Here is a 17274-nt window from a genome sequence, read left to right as displayed (position 1 = left end):
ATTGCACCTCCATAAGTTGCCATTTCACCGCATCTTATGACTGGCTCTTCTGTCGCTTTTCCAAACATTCTTTACAATAGCCGTAAAGCTTTACTTCATGGTTGATAACCTGAAAAGAGGCTGATTCCATTATCCGTGCCTCTAATTCATCCAACAGATCATCTCGGAAAGAAATAATCTTTCCGCATTCTAAGCATATTAAATGATGGTGATGATGTGTCTCTTCTCCCTGAAACTTTCCAATTTCATAACGCACATACCCATCACCTAATTGAATACTTTCCACCAAGTCAAGCCCTACTAACAACTGTATGGTTCTGTAAACAGTCGCCAGTCCGATTTCCGGGAAATCCGCTTTTACTATTTCATATATTTCTTCCGCAGTCAGATGTTTATCTTCACAAGATGCAAGAGCTTTCAATACCACCATTCTCTGTTTCGTTATTTTAAGCCCTTTTTCTTTTAATATTTTCTTAAAATCGTCCTGAAGCATCCTGAAACACCTTTCTGTAAAATTCGCTTATTATAATGTGATATCTACATCCTCTAAAATTTCCGCAAAAATTTTGGAGATATATTCCAATTCTTCCTCAGATTCCACCATTTCATACACAGAATCTTCTTCTTCCTGCTTTGATACATCCTTTAATATAAATGCATCAGAATCTCCATCTTCTTCTACTGACACTAACAAATAATCTGTTCCATTGATGCGTGTCTGTTCTACTACATAAAATTCTATACTCTCGTCACTGTCGGGAGCCTGAAATATTACTTTTTCCATATTTTATTCCTCTTATTCTATCTTTCCTATCTTTCCAAATTATTTCTTTTCAAATGCCTGAGAGTCCAAATATCCCTGCAAAATAAATACTGCTGCCAGTTTATCTACATACTGTTTCCGTTCTTCTCTGCGTATTCCGCCTTCCATCATAGCACGATCTGCTGCAACAGTTGTAAGCCTCTCGTCCCATAAAACGACCTCTAATTCGCATCGCTTTTCTAACATCTCTTTAAACTCTAAGGTCTTCTCACAACGTTCCCCTTCGGTATTGTTCATATTCTTTGGAAATCCAAGTACAATCTTATCTACCTGATATTCTTCCACCAATTCCTGTATTCTTGCAAGGGTCTGTCGAAGCTTTCCAGGTGACTTTCGACGTACGATTTCTACTCCCTGGGCAGTTATTAATAAGGCATCACTTACCGCAACACCTACTGTCTTGGAACCAAAGTCCAGTCCCATAATTCTCATATATTTCCTCCTACTCCCAGGAATTACTTTTGATATATTGCCGCAGAATCTCTTCTACCAGTTCGTCTCTTTCTACTTTCATAATCAGACTTCTGGCATTCTTGTGACTGGTAATGTAAGTAGGGTCTCCTGACATAATATAACCCACAATCTGGTTCACCGGATTATATCCCTTTTCTTTTAACGCACTATATACGATTTCCAGCACTTCATCAACTTTTATCTGCTGCTCTTTTTCCACTTTAAAATATTGTGTATTACTTTTATCCTGCATAATTTCACGCCCTTAATTTATTGCTCTTTCGTTCTAAAAAATATTTCTATTATCTATTTTAATATATATGGTTAGAAAATTCAACGTTAATTTTCTTCCATCCATAAGATATGCTCTTTTAATATTCCTTTTACCGTTCCTGTTACTAATTTATTTTCTAAATTTTCTTTATAAGGAACCGCTATTTTTACATATTCTTTGGTATGTCCCATGAAATATTCTTTGCCACTGAAGGTTACTTTTTCCTCCATTAGAACTTCTGCTTTTTTTCCAATATGCCATTCTAAAAATTCACGATTCATCGGTGCTAAATCTTCAAATAATTTATCACTTCTTTGTGTCTTTATTTCTTCCGGCACCTGGTCTTTCATTTCTGCTGCCTTTGTTCCTTTTCGCACAGAATATTTAAAAATATGAATTTCAAAAAAATCAATGCTTTTTAAAAATTTTCTGGTTGTCTCAAATTCTTCTTCTGTTTCTCCCGGAAATCCAACAATAACGTCTGTGGTAATTGCCGGATGTTCAAAGTACTTTCGTAAAAGTTCACACCCTAAGGCATACTCTTCACAAGTATACTTTCGGTTCATTCTCTTTAAGGTAGCATCGCATCCACTCTGCAATGATAAATGAAAATGTGGACATACTTTGGGAAGCTCTGACAAACTTTTTGCAAATTCCTCTGTTACAATCTTTGGCTCTAAGGAACCTAAACGAATCCGCTCAATTCCTTGAATTTCATGTACTTCCTGTATTAAATGCAGCAGTGTCTCGTTGATATCTACCCCATAGGAGCTTAAATGTATTCCTGTTAATACTATTTCACGATAACCATTTTGCGCTAATGTTTTTACTTCTCTTAAAACATCTGATAATTCTCTGCTTCTGACTCTTCCTCTTGCATAAGGAATGATACAATAACTGCAAAACTGGTTACATCCATCCTGCACTTTTATAAAAGCTCTGGTATGTTCTGCGGTCTTATTTAAATTTAATGTCTCGTAAGATCTATCTTTTGCAATATCTTCTACTTCTGTTGTTTTTTCATTTTCCTTTGCGAAAAATTGTTCCAAAAGTTTTGGAAGTTCATGCTTTTTATTATTTCCAATCAGAATATCAATAGCTTCGTCTGCTTCTGCCTGTTCCCTTGAAGTTTGCACATAACATCCTGCTGCCACTACCACACTGTCCGGATTCATTTTTTTCGCCCGATGAAGCATTTGCCGTGATTTTCTGTCTGCAATATTTGTTACAGAACAGGTATTAATTACATACACATCTGCCTTTTGGTCGAAGGGTACAATTTCATATCCTGCTTCTTCTAACAACTGCTGCATACTTTCTGTCTCATAAGCATTTACCTTACATCCAAGATTGTGTAATGCTGCTTTTTTCATTTCACAGTTTCCTTTCTTTTTCTTATTTTTTCTGCTTGTATTCCAGATAAATTTAATGTTTTTGTTGCTAAATTTATATTTGAGTAAATCTGCCGAAAAATCCGCCTTTTTTCTTTCTTTAAATTGGTTATGGTGCTATTGACTTTTCGTTCAAAAGACGATACTATAAAGAAAATATTTGATATCTTTTCAAATATATTATCAATTATAATGAAGGAGGCTTTTACATGAAAACAGTACAGATTTCTTTAAATTCTATTGACAAAGTAAAATCTTTCGTAAACGCAATCACTCAGTTCGAAACTGACTTTGATTTAATTTCCGGAAGATATGTCATTGATGCAAAGTCCATTATGGGTATCTTCAGTTTAGATTTATCCAAGCCAATCGATTTAGCAATTCATGCTGATTCTGAAGCAAACATGGATGAAATTTTAGAGATTTTAAAACCTTACATGGTTTAGATTTCGCATTTGATAAGGGTTGTCACATTTTGCAATATTGCTTGTGTGATAACCCTTTTCTTTTACGCAGAACTTGAAAAAACCGCAACAAAGGGTATTTCTTACAGTTCTCCTTCTACCACAATGGTCTCTGCTGTTTCAATAGCTTCTTTCATCATTTCATCAATTTTTTCTGCAAGTTTTGTTTCAGAACGTTTAATAATATTGACATTTGGTTTTGTCACCGGATGCTTTGCCACGAAAATTGTACAGCAATCTTCAAATGGTAAAATCGAAGTTTCATAGGTTCCGATTTTTTCCGATACTTCTATAATCTCCTGTTTGTCAAATCCAATCAACGGACGGTATACCGGCATAGTACATACTTCATTGGTTGCTGCCAGAGAATGCATGGTCTGACTTGCTACCTGTCCAATACTTTCTCCGGTAATCAATCCTAAAGAACCTGTCTCTTTTGCAAAATGTTCTGCTATTTTCATCATATAACGGCGCATGATAATGGTTAATTCATCATGTGGGCATTTTTCATAGATATACAACTGAATATCTGTAAAATTAACCACCTTTAAATGAATTGGTCCGGTATATCTTGCTACGATTTTTGCCAAATCTACTACCTTTTGTTTTGCTCGTTCACTGGTATATGGTGGTGCATGGAAATATACTGCATCAATTTTTACGCCACGTTTTGCTACCATATATCCTGCAACCGGACTGTCAATTCCACCGGATAGTAATAACATTCCTTTTCCGTTGGTTCCTACCGGCATTCCTCCAGGTCCCGGAATAATTTCAGAATAAATATTGATTTGCTTACGAATCTCAATATTCAACATAATATCCGGATTGTGTACATCTACTGTCATTTCAGGAAATGCATCTATGATTTTTTCTCCCAACGCTGCATTTAATTCCATGGATGTCATAGGATAATTCTTTCTTGCTCTTCTTGCATTTACCTTAAAGGTTTTCTTTTTATCCGGATAACGCTTATTGATATAATCAATTACATCCGCAGCTAATTTTTCAAATCCTTCATCTTCCACCTGAACAACCGGACAGATTCCTACAATACCAAATACTCTTTGCAAGCTCTCCATGGTTTCTTCATAATCATAGTCACTTAATGTTTCAATATAGATACGTCCCTGCTCTTTTGTAATCAGAAATTCACCATCCACCGGCTTAAGTGCATATTTTATCTGATGCACTAAGGCATCTTCGAATAAATGGCGGTTTTTCCCTTTGATTCCAATTTCTCCATACTTAATTAAAAATGCTTTAAACATATTTCTTTCCTTTCTACTATATCGGCGTGCTTTCAACGCCATACAGGTATACCCGAAGGGTGCTTCTAATGACGTGTATATCTTCGTAATACCGGTACAATTTCTCCTAACACTTCCAAGCAATAATCTACTTCGTCCATGGTATTTTCTGTAGAAAAACTAAATCGCACCGTAGAATCCAAGTATTCCTTTTTTACTTTAATCGCCTGTAATGTTGCGCTTACCGCCGGTTTATTGGAAGAACATGCGCTTCCTGCTGAAACAAAAATATTTCTATCTTCCAATGTATGAAGTAACACCTCACTGCGAACATTATCAAAGCTGACACTTACAATATGTGGTGCACTGTCTCTTCCCGTTTTTCCATTTACATGTGCCCATTCAAAATCTTCAATTCCTTCAATGAACGCCTGTTTTAACTCATATAAATAATTCTGCTTCTCAGCAAAGTTCTCATATGCTTCCATAGCAGCCTGTCCAAGTCCTGCTGCTCCCGGAACATTTTCTGTTCCGGAACGCATTCCTTTTTGTTGTCCTCCGCCATATATAATCGGTTTTAGCTTTGTTTTTTCTTTTACATACAAAAATCCGATTCCCTTTGGTCCATGAATCTTATGTCCGCTTACAGACATCATATCAACTCCCATACGCTTTGGATAAATCTGATATTTTCCATATGCCTGAATCGCATCTACATGAAACAATGTATTTGGATTTTTCTCTTTTATGATTTTAGCAGCTTCTTCAATAGGCTCTACTGCACCGATTTCATTGTTTACATACATAATAGATACCAATATGGTTTCCGGTGTAATTGCCTGTTCTAATTCTTCCAGAGAAATGATTCCGTCTTTATCCACGTCCAAATATGTCACTGTAAATCCCTGTTCTTCTAAGAACTTCATAGGACTTCCTACAGCTGCATGTTCTATTTTGGTCGTAATCAGATGTTTTCCGCTACGCTTATTTGCCATAGCCGCACCTATGATTGCCAAGTTGTTCGATTCTGTTCCACCAGAAGTAAAAATCAATTCATTCTCATTGATTTTCATTGTCTTACAAATTCGGTTTCGTGCCTCTTTGATATAATCTTCTGCATCTACGCCCTTTAAATGTAAAGAAGATGGATTTCCATAATCCTCCAACAGCACTTTTGTCATAAGTTCTACTGCTTTTGCAGAACATTTTGTAGTTGCCGAATTATCAAAATATGCTTCCATTCTATTCACTCTTTCTAATCTTCTATTGCAAAAATCAACATAGCAAGGGTTGCAAGTCCTGCTGTTTCTGTTCTTAAAATACGATTTCCCAGAGAAATCAACTTCATATCATCTCTTACCAGTTCTATTTCTGAAGGTGCAAATCCACCCTCCGGTCCTATAAAAATTGCCACTTCATCACCTTTTTTTATACTGTCAAGGCTCGCTCTGGTATATGCCATTCCTCGTTCCTGTTCATAAGGCACTAGACGTACATCCATATTTTTCGCCTGTTCTACTGCCTGTGCAAAAGTCATTACTGCTCCCACTGTAGGGATTACACTTCGCTTTGACTGCTTTGCAGCACTTTCTGCAATACTCTGCCAACGACTCTGCTTAGATTTAGCTTTTTTCTCGTCTAGTTTTACTACACAGTTTTTCATGGAAACCGGTACGATTTCACTCACTCCCAGTTCTACTGCCTTTTGAATAATTAATTCCATTTTATCGCTTTTGGGCAATCCCTGATACAATGTGACTTTCACCGGAAGTTCCGTATTCGCACAAGTTTCTAATATATGAAGTGCTACCTGTTCTGCTGTTATTTCCTGAATCTCACACAAATAGTCACCGCCACAATTATCGCTAATTCGAACCTGTTCTCCTGACTTCATGCGTAAAACATTGCGAATATGATTTACATCACTACCTGTTATTATTACAATGTCTTCCCGAATCTGCTCTGGCTCTACAAAAAACTGAAACATGCTTCTCTCCTACTGTCTTCGCTGACCTAGTTCTTTCTTGCAGTAATATTGACCCATTCTCCCTGATGATTGATTTCTAAGATTTCAAGTCCCTGGGCTTCTATCGCTTCTCTTACTACCTGTTCTTTGAAATCAATGATTCCGGATGTAATAAAAATTCCACCCTTTTTTAATCTTGCAGGGATTACCGGTGCCATGGGAATAATTACTTCTGCTAAAATATTTGCAACTACAATATCGTAACATTCTGTTCCTACTGTTTCCTGTAACTCTTTGTCATCAATAAGGTTTCCATGATAGAAATCAAACAGATTTTCTTCTAAGTGATTTACTTTCATATTTTCCTTTGCAGAATCCATACAAATAGGATCGATATCTGTTCCTACTACATGTCCTGCTCCAAGTTTTAGGCATACAATAGATAAAATTCCACTTCCGCATCCTACGTCTAATACCTTATCTCCGTCCTTCATATATTTGCGTAACTGACGAATACAAAGCTGGGTTGTCTCGTGCTTTCCTGTTCCAAAAGATGCTCCCGGATCTATCTCAATGGTACATTCATAATTGGCATCCTTCGGCATTTCTTCCCAAGTCGGTTTGATGAAAATATCTTCAATGGCAAAGGATTTAAAATACTGTTTCCAATTGTTAATCCAATCCTTATCTTCTGTTTCACTTTCTGTAATAGTTCCTTCTCCCACTTCTACAAAAACGCGAAGGTTCTCCAATTCTTCCTTGACCTTTGCAAGTAATTCTTCATTATCGTCATCAGAATCTAAGAAAAAGCTCACATAGCCGATTCCTTCATCTGGTGGAAGTTCCGGAAGAATATCTATAAACATTTCTCCCTTATCCTCTAAGGATAATGGTACATTGTCTTCTATTTCCACACCTTCTACACCCAAATCAGCTAACATACTGCTTACAAAATCTTCTGCTTCTGTTGTGGTCTTAATGGTATATTTACTCCACTTCATTCTCTTTTCCTCTTACTTCCTAAAATTTATGATTAACGGACAAAACTATTCATAATAGTACCATACCTTCCCGGAAAAAGCAAGAAATCACCAAAAACACCTTGTTTTATTTCCGTATGGCTACTATAATAGGAACCGGATTTTTATTTTTGTAACCCCCAAGCATGTAATCGTTTTTCTAAAGAAGAGGAGATTATTTATTATGAAAAAACTACACAAGAACAATTTAATTATCATCTGGTGCTCCATTGTTGCCCTATGTATTCTGTCCTTAGTTGGATTTGGATTTTCTACCAAGGGTATCTCCGGAATGCTCACCGTACTTATTGCAGGTGTGATTTCTACTATTGGCTATGCTGCACCGCTAAATGAAACACAAAAGGCTTTAATGCTTATTTTCCCACCTGCAATTGCTACTTTGATTTTCGCTTCTATTGTAGGTGGTAACTCTATTGCATATATTACAAACTATGTATTACTTGCTATGACTACTTCCTATTTTATTCAAAATATTATTATTTATTTTTCGATTCCTTTTTCTGTTATTTCACTTTTATGTCTTCTATTTGATCCAAAAGTAATTGATGGATCAGATTATACTATTGCAGGAGCAACCGCTAAAGTTGTTTTATTTGTTGTTACTTCTATTCTTCTTTACTTTGCTATTAGTCGCGGTTCTAAGATTGTTCAAAGAACGGAAAACACTTTAAAAATAGTTCAGGAGAATTCAAAGGTTGCCAACCATATTTCTTCTAACTTAAATTCTTCTATTCACGAAAGTATGTCCGCTGTTCACGAGCTTGCCAATGGAAGTACCAACGTCCATTCTGCTGCGCAACAAATGGGACAAGTGGTAGAAGATACCACCAATGCTACGGTTATTGTTATGGATAAAATTCATGCTGCTACTGCTGAAATCAATCACAACCATGAACTAGCCGTTCAATTAGATGATGGATTTAAAAAGGTACAAGATGCCGTTTCTGATGGAAATGTTGCTGTTTCTGACGCAAAAAAATCTATTCTTACTATGGAACAAACAGTAAACGCTGCCAGAGAATCTACAGATTCCCTTTTAACTGAAATGAGCAAAATCAACTCTATTTTGGATGAAATCAATTCTATTGCTTCTCAGACTAACTTACTTTCCTTAAATGCTTCCATTGAAGCTGCCAGAGCCGGTGAACACGGACGTGGATTTGCTGTTGTTGCCGATGAAATCCGAAGCTTGTCGGAAGAAAGTTCCAAAGCTGCAAATAATATCCAAGGAATTTTAAGCTGGCTAGTAGATACTACCAGCCATGTATCTAAGGAAATCACCGCCGGCGCAACAGAAGCTGCCTCCAGTGTACAGGTTGTGGATGGACTTTTAAATGTCTTTACCAACATCAATCTTACCACAGAGGATGCAAACAAAATTGTAGCTGAAGAATATCAAATCATTGACCATGTAAAGGATCATTTCAACCATATTCAAAATGAAATCGAAACACTGGTTGCTACTTCAGAAGAAAATTCCGCTACAATTCAAAATATTACAGAAACTATCTCTTCCCAAAATGATTCCATCAAGAACATTTCTTCTGAGATTGAACTTCTTTCTAACCTTTCTTCTGACTTAGAATCACACTTTACAGAAGATTAATTTTCTATTGCATAAAAAAGCTGATGTAGCATTTTCTACATCAGCTTTTTGTTTACTCAAATACTTTTCTCAAATTGTCATACTCCCGATTAATCTCAAGCAAGGTATCATTATCCCCATCCGCATTATCCGGATGAAAAATCTTAATCAAATCCTTGTATCGTTTTTTCAAACCTCGCTCATTGCATACTCCTGAAAAGAACAATTCGCCTCGCACAATTCTTTTTCCTGGCTCTTGGGTATAAGTCTCTGTATTTTTCTGGCTATAATATTGTTCCTTCTCTATTTCCATATCTTGCTTGTCTTTTGCAAGTTTTTGCAATTCTTCTTCCAGTATCTTCCACTTCATTTCAAATAATTGCCGTTCTTGCACAAGACGCTTTTCCTCCAACTGCTTCTTGCTACGAAAATCTCTCATTTCTTTCTCGAATTTTCGCTTCTCTTCCGCAAGCCTTCGTTTCTCTTCTTTTAAATTCTGTCTCTGATATTCCCCTTCTGCCTCCGCAGTGTCATGGAATAGCCACTGAGCTGTCATTGCTCCAGACTGGCTCATCACTCCGCCTCCTTTACCATATATACGAACAAACTCTGTTTGTTCCGGCTCAACTATAAACTCCCATATTTTGATGTAGTCTATGCACCATCCGACGATATTATACAATATACAATAATGAATGGCAATAAGAAAATTTTCCTATTGCCATTCATTATCATATTACTGTTCTGCTAATTTTAACATTCGTTCCAACGGAACATTTGCCTTTTCAATGGTTTCTTCATCCAATATCATTTCATTCTTTGGATTCTTTAATACATCCAAAACTTTCTCTAATGATATTTTTTTCATATTAGGGCAAAATTGACGATGCCCTACAGAATAAAACTTCTTATTAGGGTTTTTCTGAGATAATTCATAAAAAACACCCATTTCAGTACAAATAATGAATTTTTCATTGGTACTTTTGGTTGCAAAGTCAATAATCTGTGATGTACTTCCGATAAAATCTGACATTTCAAGTACATCCGCAGTACATTCCGGATGGGTAAGAATCAATGCGTCCGGATGTAATTCCTTTGCTTTTTGCACTAAGTCTGCCTCAATACTCTTATGTACATGACAAAATCCATCATGGAAGATAAATTCTTTTTCCGGTAACTGCTGTGCCACATAATGTCCAAGATTATTATCAGGTATAAAGAAAATATACTTATTCTTTAAATTTTTTACAACTTTAATTGCATTAGAAGAGGTAACGCAAACATCTGAATGTGTTTTTATTTCGGCTGTAGAATTTACATAACAGACTACTGCTACATCCTCATATTCTTTTCTTACCTGTTCAATTCTGTCAACATCAATCATATGTGCCATTGGACAGTCTGCTGCTGAATCTGCCATATAAACATTCTTCTCAGGGTTCAATATCTTGGCACTCTCGCCCATAAATGAAACACCTGCAAATAAAATATTCTGATTCGGAATCTCAGTTGCAACTTTACTTAAGTAATAGGAATCTCCTACATAGTCAGCAATCTCCTGCACTTTTCCATCCACATAATAATGTGCCAGGATTACAAAATCCTTCTGCTGTTTCAACTGGGCTATTTCTTCCTTTATGTCCATTTTAGTATCCTCTCCTGTAACTATATTTGCTAAAACTCATTAACTGCTATTATATTTTTTATAGCTTAGTTTGTCAATACTTTCACCTGATATAAAAACGTCACTGGCACACTAAAACCAGTGACATTTTTCTAATTATCTTCAAAGGTCTCTTTTATTTTATCCATGAAGCCCTTTTTCTTGTGCCTCGCATTACCGGCTGCTCCATCCTGTTTTTTTAAAGACTGACCGCTTGCATCGTCGAACTTCCGAAGTGCTTCTTTTGCTTCTTCGCTTAAGCTTGTCGGAACCTGTACCACCAAGGTAACATAATGGTCTCCTCGTACATTAGAATTACGCAAAGATGGGATTCCCTTTCCTTTCAGACGAATTCTAGTATCTGTCTGTGTTCCAGGTTTTACATCATATAAAATATCTCCATCTATGGTACTAATACGAACTTCTCCGCCCAATGCTGCCTGTGCGAAAGAAATTGGGGCTGTAGAATAAATATTCATATCCTGACGCTGGAAAATCGGATGTCTGGATACGTTTACTTCTACTAACAAATCTCCTCTTGGTCCGCCGTTTGTTCCCGGCTCACCTTTGTCACGAATTCTTACACTCTGACCGTTGTCAATTCCTGCCGGAATCTTAACTTTAATCTTTTTACGTTTTGCAATATAGCCTGTTCCATGACAATCTGGACACTTGTCTTTGATAATTTTTCCTGTTCCGCCACAATCCGGACAACTCTGTACATTTTGTACCATTCCAAGGAAGGACTGTTGTGTATAAACAACTTTTCCCTTACCGCCACACTTTGTACAAGTCTCCGGTGAGGTCCCCGGTTTTGCTCCGGTTGTATGACAAGTGGTACAATCATCCTTTAATGTAATCTCTATTTCTTTTTCGCATCCAAACGCTGCTTCTTCAAAGGAGATACGAACTACTGCACGCAAATTAGCTCCCTTTCTTGGACCGTTGTCTGCTGAACGACGTCTGCCTCCACCAAAGAAGTCTCCAAAGATATCTCCAAAGATATCTCCCATATCCATACCGGAGAAGTCAAAGCCACCGGCTCCTCCACCCATGCCTCCATCAAAGGCTGCATGACCGAACTGATCGTACTGACGTTTTTTCTCCGGGTCGCTTAATACGGCATACGCTTCTGATGCTTCTTTAAACTTTTTCTCTGCTTCCGCATCTCCCGGGTTCATATCCGGATGATATTTCTTTGCCAACTGTCTGTATGCTTTTTTAATAGTGGCTTCATCCGCATTCTTATCCACACCCAGGACTTCATAATAATCTCTTTTTTGTTCTGCCATGATTAATTCCCTCTTACACTGTAAGGAGTCATATTAGGATGAACTCCTAACATGGCTCCTAAAGTTACTGTAACAACTCTGCAAGGTAGTTACGCTGCACTAAGCCCGAAAACACCTCGTTAAGTGTTCAATTTCTACACTTCTTTATAATCAGCATCTACTACATCATCATCTGCATTGTTATAGGATGCATTTCCCATATCCGGACCTGCTCCTGTTGCTCCTGCTGCTCCCTGAGCTGCCTGTGCATTTTCGTACATTTTTGCAAATAACTTCTGTGCACTTTCCATCAGTTTTTCTTTTGCAGCTTTCATTTCGCCAACCTGATCATCTGTCATTTCTTCTGCATTTGGATGTGCCTCAATCATGTCTTTTAATGCTTTAAGGTCTGCCTCAACAGTTGCCTTATCGTTCGCATCAATGTTAGCACCAACTTCTTCTAATGCTTTTTCTGTCTGGAATACGAAGGAATCTGCATCGTTTCTTGTATCGATTGCTTCTTTTCTCTTCTTATCCTGTGCTTCATATTCAGCTGCTTCTTTTACTGCCTTATCGATATCTTCATCAGACATATTGGAACCTGCTGTAATTGTAATATGCTGCTCTTTTCCAGTTCCTAAATCTTTTGCAGATACGTTAACAATACCGTTTGCATCGATATCGAATGTTACTTCAATCTGAGGTACTCCACGTCTTGCTGGTGGGATTCCGTCTAATCTGAACTGTCCTAAGGACTTGTTATCTCTGGCGAACTGTCTTTCACCTTGTACTACGTTGATATCAACGGCTGTCTGGTTATCAGCAGCAGTAGAGAAAATCTGGCTCTTCTTAGTAGGGATTGTTGTATTTCTTTCAATCAATCTGGTTGCTACACCACCCATTGTTTCAATAGACAGAGACAATGGTGTTACGTCTAACAGTAAGATTTCACCTGCACCGGCATCACCTGCTAATTTACCACCCTGAATAGATGCACCTAAAGCAACACATTCATCTGGGTTCAAGGATTTACTTGGCTCTTTTCCAGTTAACTGTTTTACCTTATCCTGAACTGCCGGAATACGAGTAGAACCACCTACTAATAATACCTGACCTAAATCAGAAGCAGTAAGTCCTGCATCTTTTAATGCATTCTGTACCGGAATTGTTGTTCTTTCTACTAAGTCATGTGTTAATTCATCAAATTTTGCTCTGGTCAGGTTCATATCAAAGTGCTTTGGACCTTCTGCTGTTGCTGTGATGAATGGTAAGTTAATATTTGTTGTTGTTGCGGAAGATAATTCTTTCTTTGCTTTTTCTGCTGCTTCTTTTAATCTCTGAAGTGCCATCTTATCGTTAGAAAGGTCAATACCTTCTGTTTTCTTAAATTCAGCTAACATGTAGTCTGTAATCTTCTGGTCGAAGTCATCTCCACCTAATCTGTTATCTCCGGAAGTAGATAATACTTCGATAACACCTTCACCGATTTCGATAATGGAAACATCGAATGTACCACCACCTAAGTCGTAAACCATGATTTTCTGTTCTTTTTCGTTATCCAAACCATATGCTAAAGCTGCTGCGGTAGGCTCGTTGATAATACGTTTTACATCAAGTCCTGCGATTTTACCGGCATCCTTAGTTGCCTGACGCTGAGCATCGTTGAAGTATGCAGGTACAGTAATAACTGCCTCGCTTACTTTTTCTCCTAAGTAGTTTTCTGCATCTGCTTTTAACTTCTGAAGAATCATTGCAGAAATTTCCTGTGGAGAATAATTCTTATCATCAATTGTTCTCTTATGATCTGTTCCCATTTCTCTCTTAATAGAAGAAATTGTCTTTTCTGCATTTGTAACAGCCTGACGTTTTGCCGGCTCACCAACTAATCTTTCACCTGTTTTTGTAAATGCTACAACAGATGGTGTTGTTCTTGCTCCTTCTGTATTGGCGATAACTACTGGCTTACCACCTTCCATAACTGCTACACAGCTGTTTGTTGTTCCTAAGTCAATACCAATTATTTTGCTCATAATAGCGACCTCCTATAAATTGATTATCTAAAAACTTAAATGTTTGCTATTTATTCCATCAGTATGCTTACTGTACTACAGCTACCATACTGTGTCTTACTACTGTATCACGGTACATGTAACCTTTTTGTAATTCCTGTGCTACCATACCGGATTCTAATTCATCATTTTCTACCTGCATTACCGCATTGTGAAATTCTGGATCAAATTCTGTTCCAACTGCTTCGATTGGAGTTACTTCCAAAGCTTCTAACTCTGTCATTAACTGTTTGTATATTTTTTCCATTCCCTGAACAAAAGCATCCTCTTTTTGTTCTTCCGGAACTGCTGCCAAACCTCTTTCAAAGTTATCTACTACCGGCAAAATCTTTTCAATTACACTTTTTGCTCCAACTTCAAACATCTGGGTCTTTTCTTTTTCTGTACGCTTACGGAAGTTATCGAATTCTGCCATCTGACGTTTCACACGATCCGTAAGTTCTTCAATTTTTTCTTCCTGCTTACTCTTTTTTTCTTTCTTTTTGAAAAATCCCTTTTTCTCTTCGTCACCTTCGGAAGTTTCTGTTTTCTCTGCTTTCTCAGTTGTTTCTGTTGTTTCTGTTGTTTCTGTTGTTTCTGTTGTTTCTTTAGCTTCTTCTGTTGCTTCTGCCTCTGTAGTTTCTTTTACTTCTTCTGCTGTTTCTTCATTTTCTACTTCATTTATATCCTTATTTTGATTTTCAGCCATTCTCTAATCACCTTCCTATTCCTTTTTCGGTTTCTTAAATACGGTATCTAGTTGTACTTTCAAAGTTTTCAGATTGTCCATAACATTTTCATAATCCATTCGCTTTGGTCCAATAATACCTATTGTTCCCTGCATCCCTTCACCTAACTCATATGTGGCTGTTACCACACTGCAATCCTTCATATTCTTAACCGGTGATTCATCACCGATATAAACCTGAATTCCGTTTTCTTCGGATGCTAACGTATCATTTACCAAGCCTACTAACTGTTGTTTTTCTTCAAAAGCTGATAACAATTCACTTGCTTTTCCTGAATCACTCAATTCCGGATATTTCAAAATATTGGTTGCACCGCTGGTGTAAATCTCCAAATCTTCATCTTCTTGAATTGCTTCTGCCAATGCATCTAATACATCGCCTACAATATTGCTGTGAATTCCAGCTTGTTCTTTCAGTTTTGATATGGTACTAAGGTTAATCTGTTCTACGGAAAGACCATTGAGACTTGTATTCAACAAAATATTTAATTTCAATATTGTCTCACTGTCCAAGGCTTCCCTGGTAGGAATCATTTTATTCTTTACAATGTTTCCTTCCATTACGATAACTGCAAGTATCTGATCGTTGTCCATCTGGGATAATTGAAGGAACTTTACCTTATTTCTCTGATAGGATGGAGCTGTAATCATTGCGGCATAATTGGTATTGGTTGCCAATACCTTTGCCATCTGCTGCAAAACCTGTTCCATCTTGGTGGTATGTTCAATCATGAACTCCTTCATTTCTGTAACTTCCCGATTCTTTTCCTTCATCAGATTGTCTACATAAAATCGATAACCCTTATCAGAAGGAATTCTTCCTGCTGAAGTATGTGGCTGAAGAATATAACCCATTTCCTCTAAATCAGACATCTCATTTCGGATGGTCGCAGAACTCAAATTCAAATCAGAATACTTGGAAATTGTCCGAGATCCTACCGGTTCTCCTGTATCCAGATAATTACGAATAATTGCATCCAGAATCTTTATTTTTCTGTCATCTAACTCCGTCAATCTGCACCCTCCTTTTTCTTTGTTAGCACTCATTTAGTTAGAGTGCTAATATCTATGTACTTAACATAGCACTATCACTTTTTCTTGTCAATAGTATTTTTCATATTTTATATTTTTTTTAGATTTTCAGCAAAAACTCACTCATTACATAATTGCTTACGGAAATTCCCTCTTCGGTAAGGAAAATTCTTCCTGCCTGCTGCTGCAATAATCCCTGTGAAACCATTTTCTTTATCACTTCTCCATAAACAGCCTCGATTTCCACACCAAAAGCTTTTTTAAAATCACCTCTGCTGACACCCTTTATCATCCGAAGTCCTAAAAACATAAATTCTTCCATCTGTTCTCTTCGTTCTAATACTTCCCTTTCTCGTTCTTCAAAATCCCCCGCAAGATACTCCTGTAAATCAGATGTATTGGAAAAACGCACATTTTCTACCAGGGAAGCACTTCCAAGTCCCAGACCTAAATAGTTCTTTCTCGTCCAATACCCAATGTTATGTTGGCATTCTCGTCCCTTTTTGGCATAATTGGAAATTTCATACTGCATATATCCCTTTTCTTCTAATAATGCCCCTGTTAATCGATACATTTCCCGCTCTGTCTCTTCATTTGGAAGATATTTAGGTTCCTCTCCCTCTTCTCGGCGTTGTTCGTCTTCTTCATATGTTTGATAAAATGGTGTTCCTTCTTCTATAATTAGACTATATGCAGAAATATGTTCCGGACGCAGTTTCAAAATTTCTTTTAATGTACGCTCCCAATCTGAAACGGTTTGTCCCGGTAATGCCGACATAAGATCCACATTTACATTTTCAATTCCACCTTTTCGCACCAAATCGTAGTTATGTAAAAATTCTTCATAAGTATGAATTCTTCCCAGCATTTTCAGTTCTCGATTATTGGCTGACTGCAATCCCATACTAATTCGGTTAATACCTGATTCCTTATATGTTATGATTTTCTGACGCGCTAAAGTTCCCGGATTACATTCGATGGTAATTTCTGCTTCTTTTTGTATGGAAAAATTCTGTTGCAACGCTTCCATAATTTCTGCTATCTGAGTTTCCATAAGAATAGATGGTGTACCACCTCCAAAAAACACGGAAGTTATTTCATATCCTTTATACTGTTGTGATTTATATTCTGTTTCTTCTATTAATCTACGCACATAATGCCTGCGGACAGTTTCATCCACAGGCATTGACAAAAAATCGCAATAGAAACATTTTTGTACACAAAAAGGAATGTGTATATAAAGTTCTAATTCCTTCATTCTTTTCA

General features: G+C 37.1%; 18 protein-coding genes. 2 read left to right on the top strand and 16 right to left on the bottom strand.

What is annotated here, in order from left to right:
• Positions 1 to 34 precede the first annotated feature (34 nt).
• The 5 genes from KQI83_RS03325 to mtaB all read right to left on the bottom strand — a co-directional run bounded on the left by KQI83_RS03325 (position 35) and on the right by mtaB (position 2923).
• Positions 35 to 493 carry a Fur family transcriptional regulator gene (locus KQI83_RS03325; RefSeq protein WP_216554741.1) on the bottom strand — a complete coding sequence of 153 codons (459 nt, stop codon included), beginning with the start codon at positions 491 to 493 and terminating at the stop codon, positions 35 to 37.
• A gap of 30 nt (positions 494 to 523) precedes the next feature.
• Entirely contained in the window at positions 524 to 784 is a 261-nt protein-coding gene (locus KQI83_RS03320; RefSeq protein WP_216554740.1) for a DUF1292 domain-containing protein, read from the bottom strand.
• A gap of 39 nt (positions 785 to 823) precedes the next feature.
• Positions 824 to 1255 (bottom strand): Holliday junction resolvase RuvX, encoded by a 432-nt coding sequence (gene ruvX / locus KQI83_RS03315; RefSeq protein ID WP_216554738.1) that lies wholly within the window; start codon positions 1253 to 1255, stop codon positions 824 to 826.
• 10 nt (positions 1256 to 1265) lie between these two features.
• Positions 1266 to 1529 carry an IreB family regulatory phosphoprotein gene (locus KQI83_RS03310; RefSeq protein ID WP_216554736.1) on the bottom strand — a complete coding sequence of 88 codons (264 nt, stop codon included), beginning with the start codon at positions 1527 to 1529 and terminating at the stop codon, positions 1266 to 1268.
• Positions 1530 to 1615: 86 nt separating this feature from the next.
• On the bottom strand, positions 1616 to 2923 hold the full coding sequence (gene mtaB / locus KQI83_RS03305) for a tRNA (N(6)-L-threonylcarbamoyladenosine(37)-C(2))-methylthiotransferase MtaB (protein ID WP_216554735.1): 1308 nt from the start codon (positions 2921 to 2923) through the stop codon (positions 1616 to 1618).
• A 227-nt stretch (positions 2924 to 3150) separates the two neighbouring features.
• Between mtaB and KQI83_RS03300 the strand changes: the two genes are divergently transcribed.
• The gene (locus tag KQI83_RS03300) at positions 3151 to 3387 is read left to right on the top strand and encodes an HPr family phosphocarrier protein (RefSeq protein WP_216554734.1); all 237 of its coding nucleotides are present in this window, start codon (positions 3151 to 3153) and stop codon (positions 3385 to 3387) included.
• Positions 3388 to 3488: 101 nt separating this feature from the next.
• On the opposite strand, the gene thiI is transcribed toward KQI83_RS03300, so the two are convergent.
• The 4 genes from thiI to prmA all read right to left on the bottom strand — a co-directional run bounded on the left by thiI (position 3489) and on the right by prmA (position 7622).
• Positions 3489 to 4676, bottom strand: a complete 1188-nt coding sequence (thiI, locus tag KQI83_RS03295; protein ID WP_216554733.1) for a tRNA uracil 4-sulfurtransferase ThiI — start codon at positions 4674 to 4676, stop codon at positions 3489 to 3491.
• 65 nt (positions 4677 to 4741) lie between these two features.
• Complete coding sequence (locus KQI83_RS03290; RefSeq protein ID WP_216554732.1) at positions 4742 to 5896, bottom strand: cysteine desulfurase family protein; 1155 nt, start codon at positions 5894 to 5896, stop codon at positions 4742 to 4744.
• Positions 5897 to 5910: 14 nt separating this feature from the next.
• Positions 5911 to 6642: a 16S rRNA (uracil(1498)-N(3))-methyltransferase gene (locus KQI83_RS03285; protein ID WP_216554731.1), complete on the bottom strand. Its 732-nt coding sequence runs from the start codon at positions 6640 to 6642 to the stop codon at positions 5911 to 5913.
• Positions 6643 to 6668: 26 nt separating this feature from the next.
• Positions 6669 to 7622, bottom strand: a complete 954-nt coding sequence (gene prmA, locus KQI83_RS03280) for a 50S ribosomal protein L11 methyltransferase (RefSeq protein ID WP_216554730.1) — start codon at positions 7620 to 7622, stop codon at positions 6669 to 6671.
• 202 nt (positions 7623 to 7824) lie between these two features.
• Here prmA and KQI83_RS03275 point away from each other — a divergent pair, with 202 nt between their 5' ends.
• Positions 7825 to 9267: a methyl-accepting chemotaxis protein gene (locus KQI83_RS03275; RefSeq protein WP_216554729.1), complete on the top strand. Its 1443-nt coding sequence runs from the start codon at positions 7825 to 7827 to the stop codon at positions 9265 to 9267.
• A 52-nt stretch (positions 9268 to 9319) separates the two neighbouring features.
• Here KQI83_RS03275 and KQI83_RS03270 read toward each other — a convergent pair whose 3' ends face one another.
• From KQI83_RS03270 to hemW, 7 genes are all read right to left on the bottom strand, one after another.
• Positions 9320 to 9820, bottom strand: coding sequence for a molecular chaperone DnaJ (locus KQI83_RS03270; protein WP_216554728.1), 501 nt, complete (start codon positions 9818 to 9820; stop codon positions 9320 to 9322).
• Positions 9821 to 9982: 162 nt separating this feature from the next.
• Positions 9983 to 10891, bottom strand: coding sequence for a quinolinate synthase NadA (gene nadA / locus KQI83_RS03265; protein WP_216554727.1), 909 nt, complete (start codon positions 10889 to 10891; stop codon positions 9983 to 9985).
• Between the two features lie 131 nt (positions 10892 to 11022).
• A complete protein-coding gene (gene dnaJ / locus KQI83_RS03260) occupies positions 11023 to 12201 on the bottom strand; it encodes a molecular chaperone DnaJ (RefSeq protein ID WP_216554726.1) in 1179 nt (392 codons plus the stop codon).
• Between the two features lie 134 nt (positions 12202 to 12335).
• Positions 12336 to 14210 (bottom strand): molecular chaperone DnaK, encoded by a 1875-nt coding sequence (gene dnaK / locus KQI83_RS03255; protein WP_216554724.1) that lies wholly within the window; start codon positions 14208 to 14210, stop codon positions 12336 to 12338.
• Positions 14211 to 14277: 67 nt separating this feature from the next.
• Complete coding sequence (grpE, locus tag KQI83_RS03250; protein WP_216554722.1) at positions 14278 to 14937, bottom strand: nucleotide exchange factor GrpE; 660 nt, start codon at positions 14935 to 14937, stop codon at positions 14278 to 14280.
• A gap of 15 nt (positions 14938 to 14952) precedes the next feature.
• Positions 14953 to 15990, bottom strand: a complete 1038-nt coding sequence (hrcA, locus tag KQI83_RS03245; protein ID WP_253295482.1) for a heat-inducible transcriptional repressor HrcA — start codon at positions 15988 to 15990, stop codon at positions 14953 to 14955.
• A gap of 118 nt (positions 15991 to 16108) precedes the next feature.
• Positions 16109 to 17266 (bottom strand): radical SAM family heme chaperone HemW, encoded by a 1158-nt coding sequence (gene hemW / locus KQI83_RS03240; protein WP_216554720.1) that lies wholly within the window; start codon positions 17264 to 17266, stop codon positions 16109 to 16111.
• Positions 17267 to 17274: the final 8 nt, after the last annotated feature.

The sequence above is a fragment of the Roseburia sp. MSJ-14 genome, from assembly GCF_018918225.1.
Lineage (GTDB): Bacteria > Bacillota > Clostridia > Lachnospirales > Lachnospiraceae > Petralouisia.
Note: the sequence above shows the minus strand (reverse complement) of the source record. Positions and strands in the feature narration are given on the sequence as shown.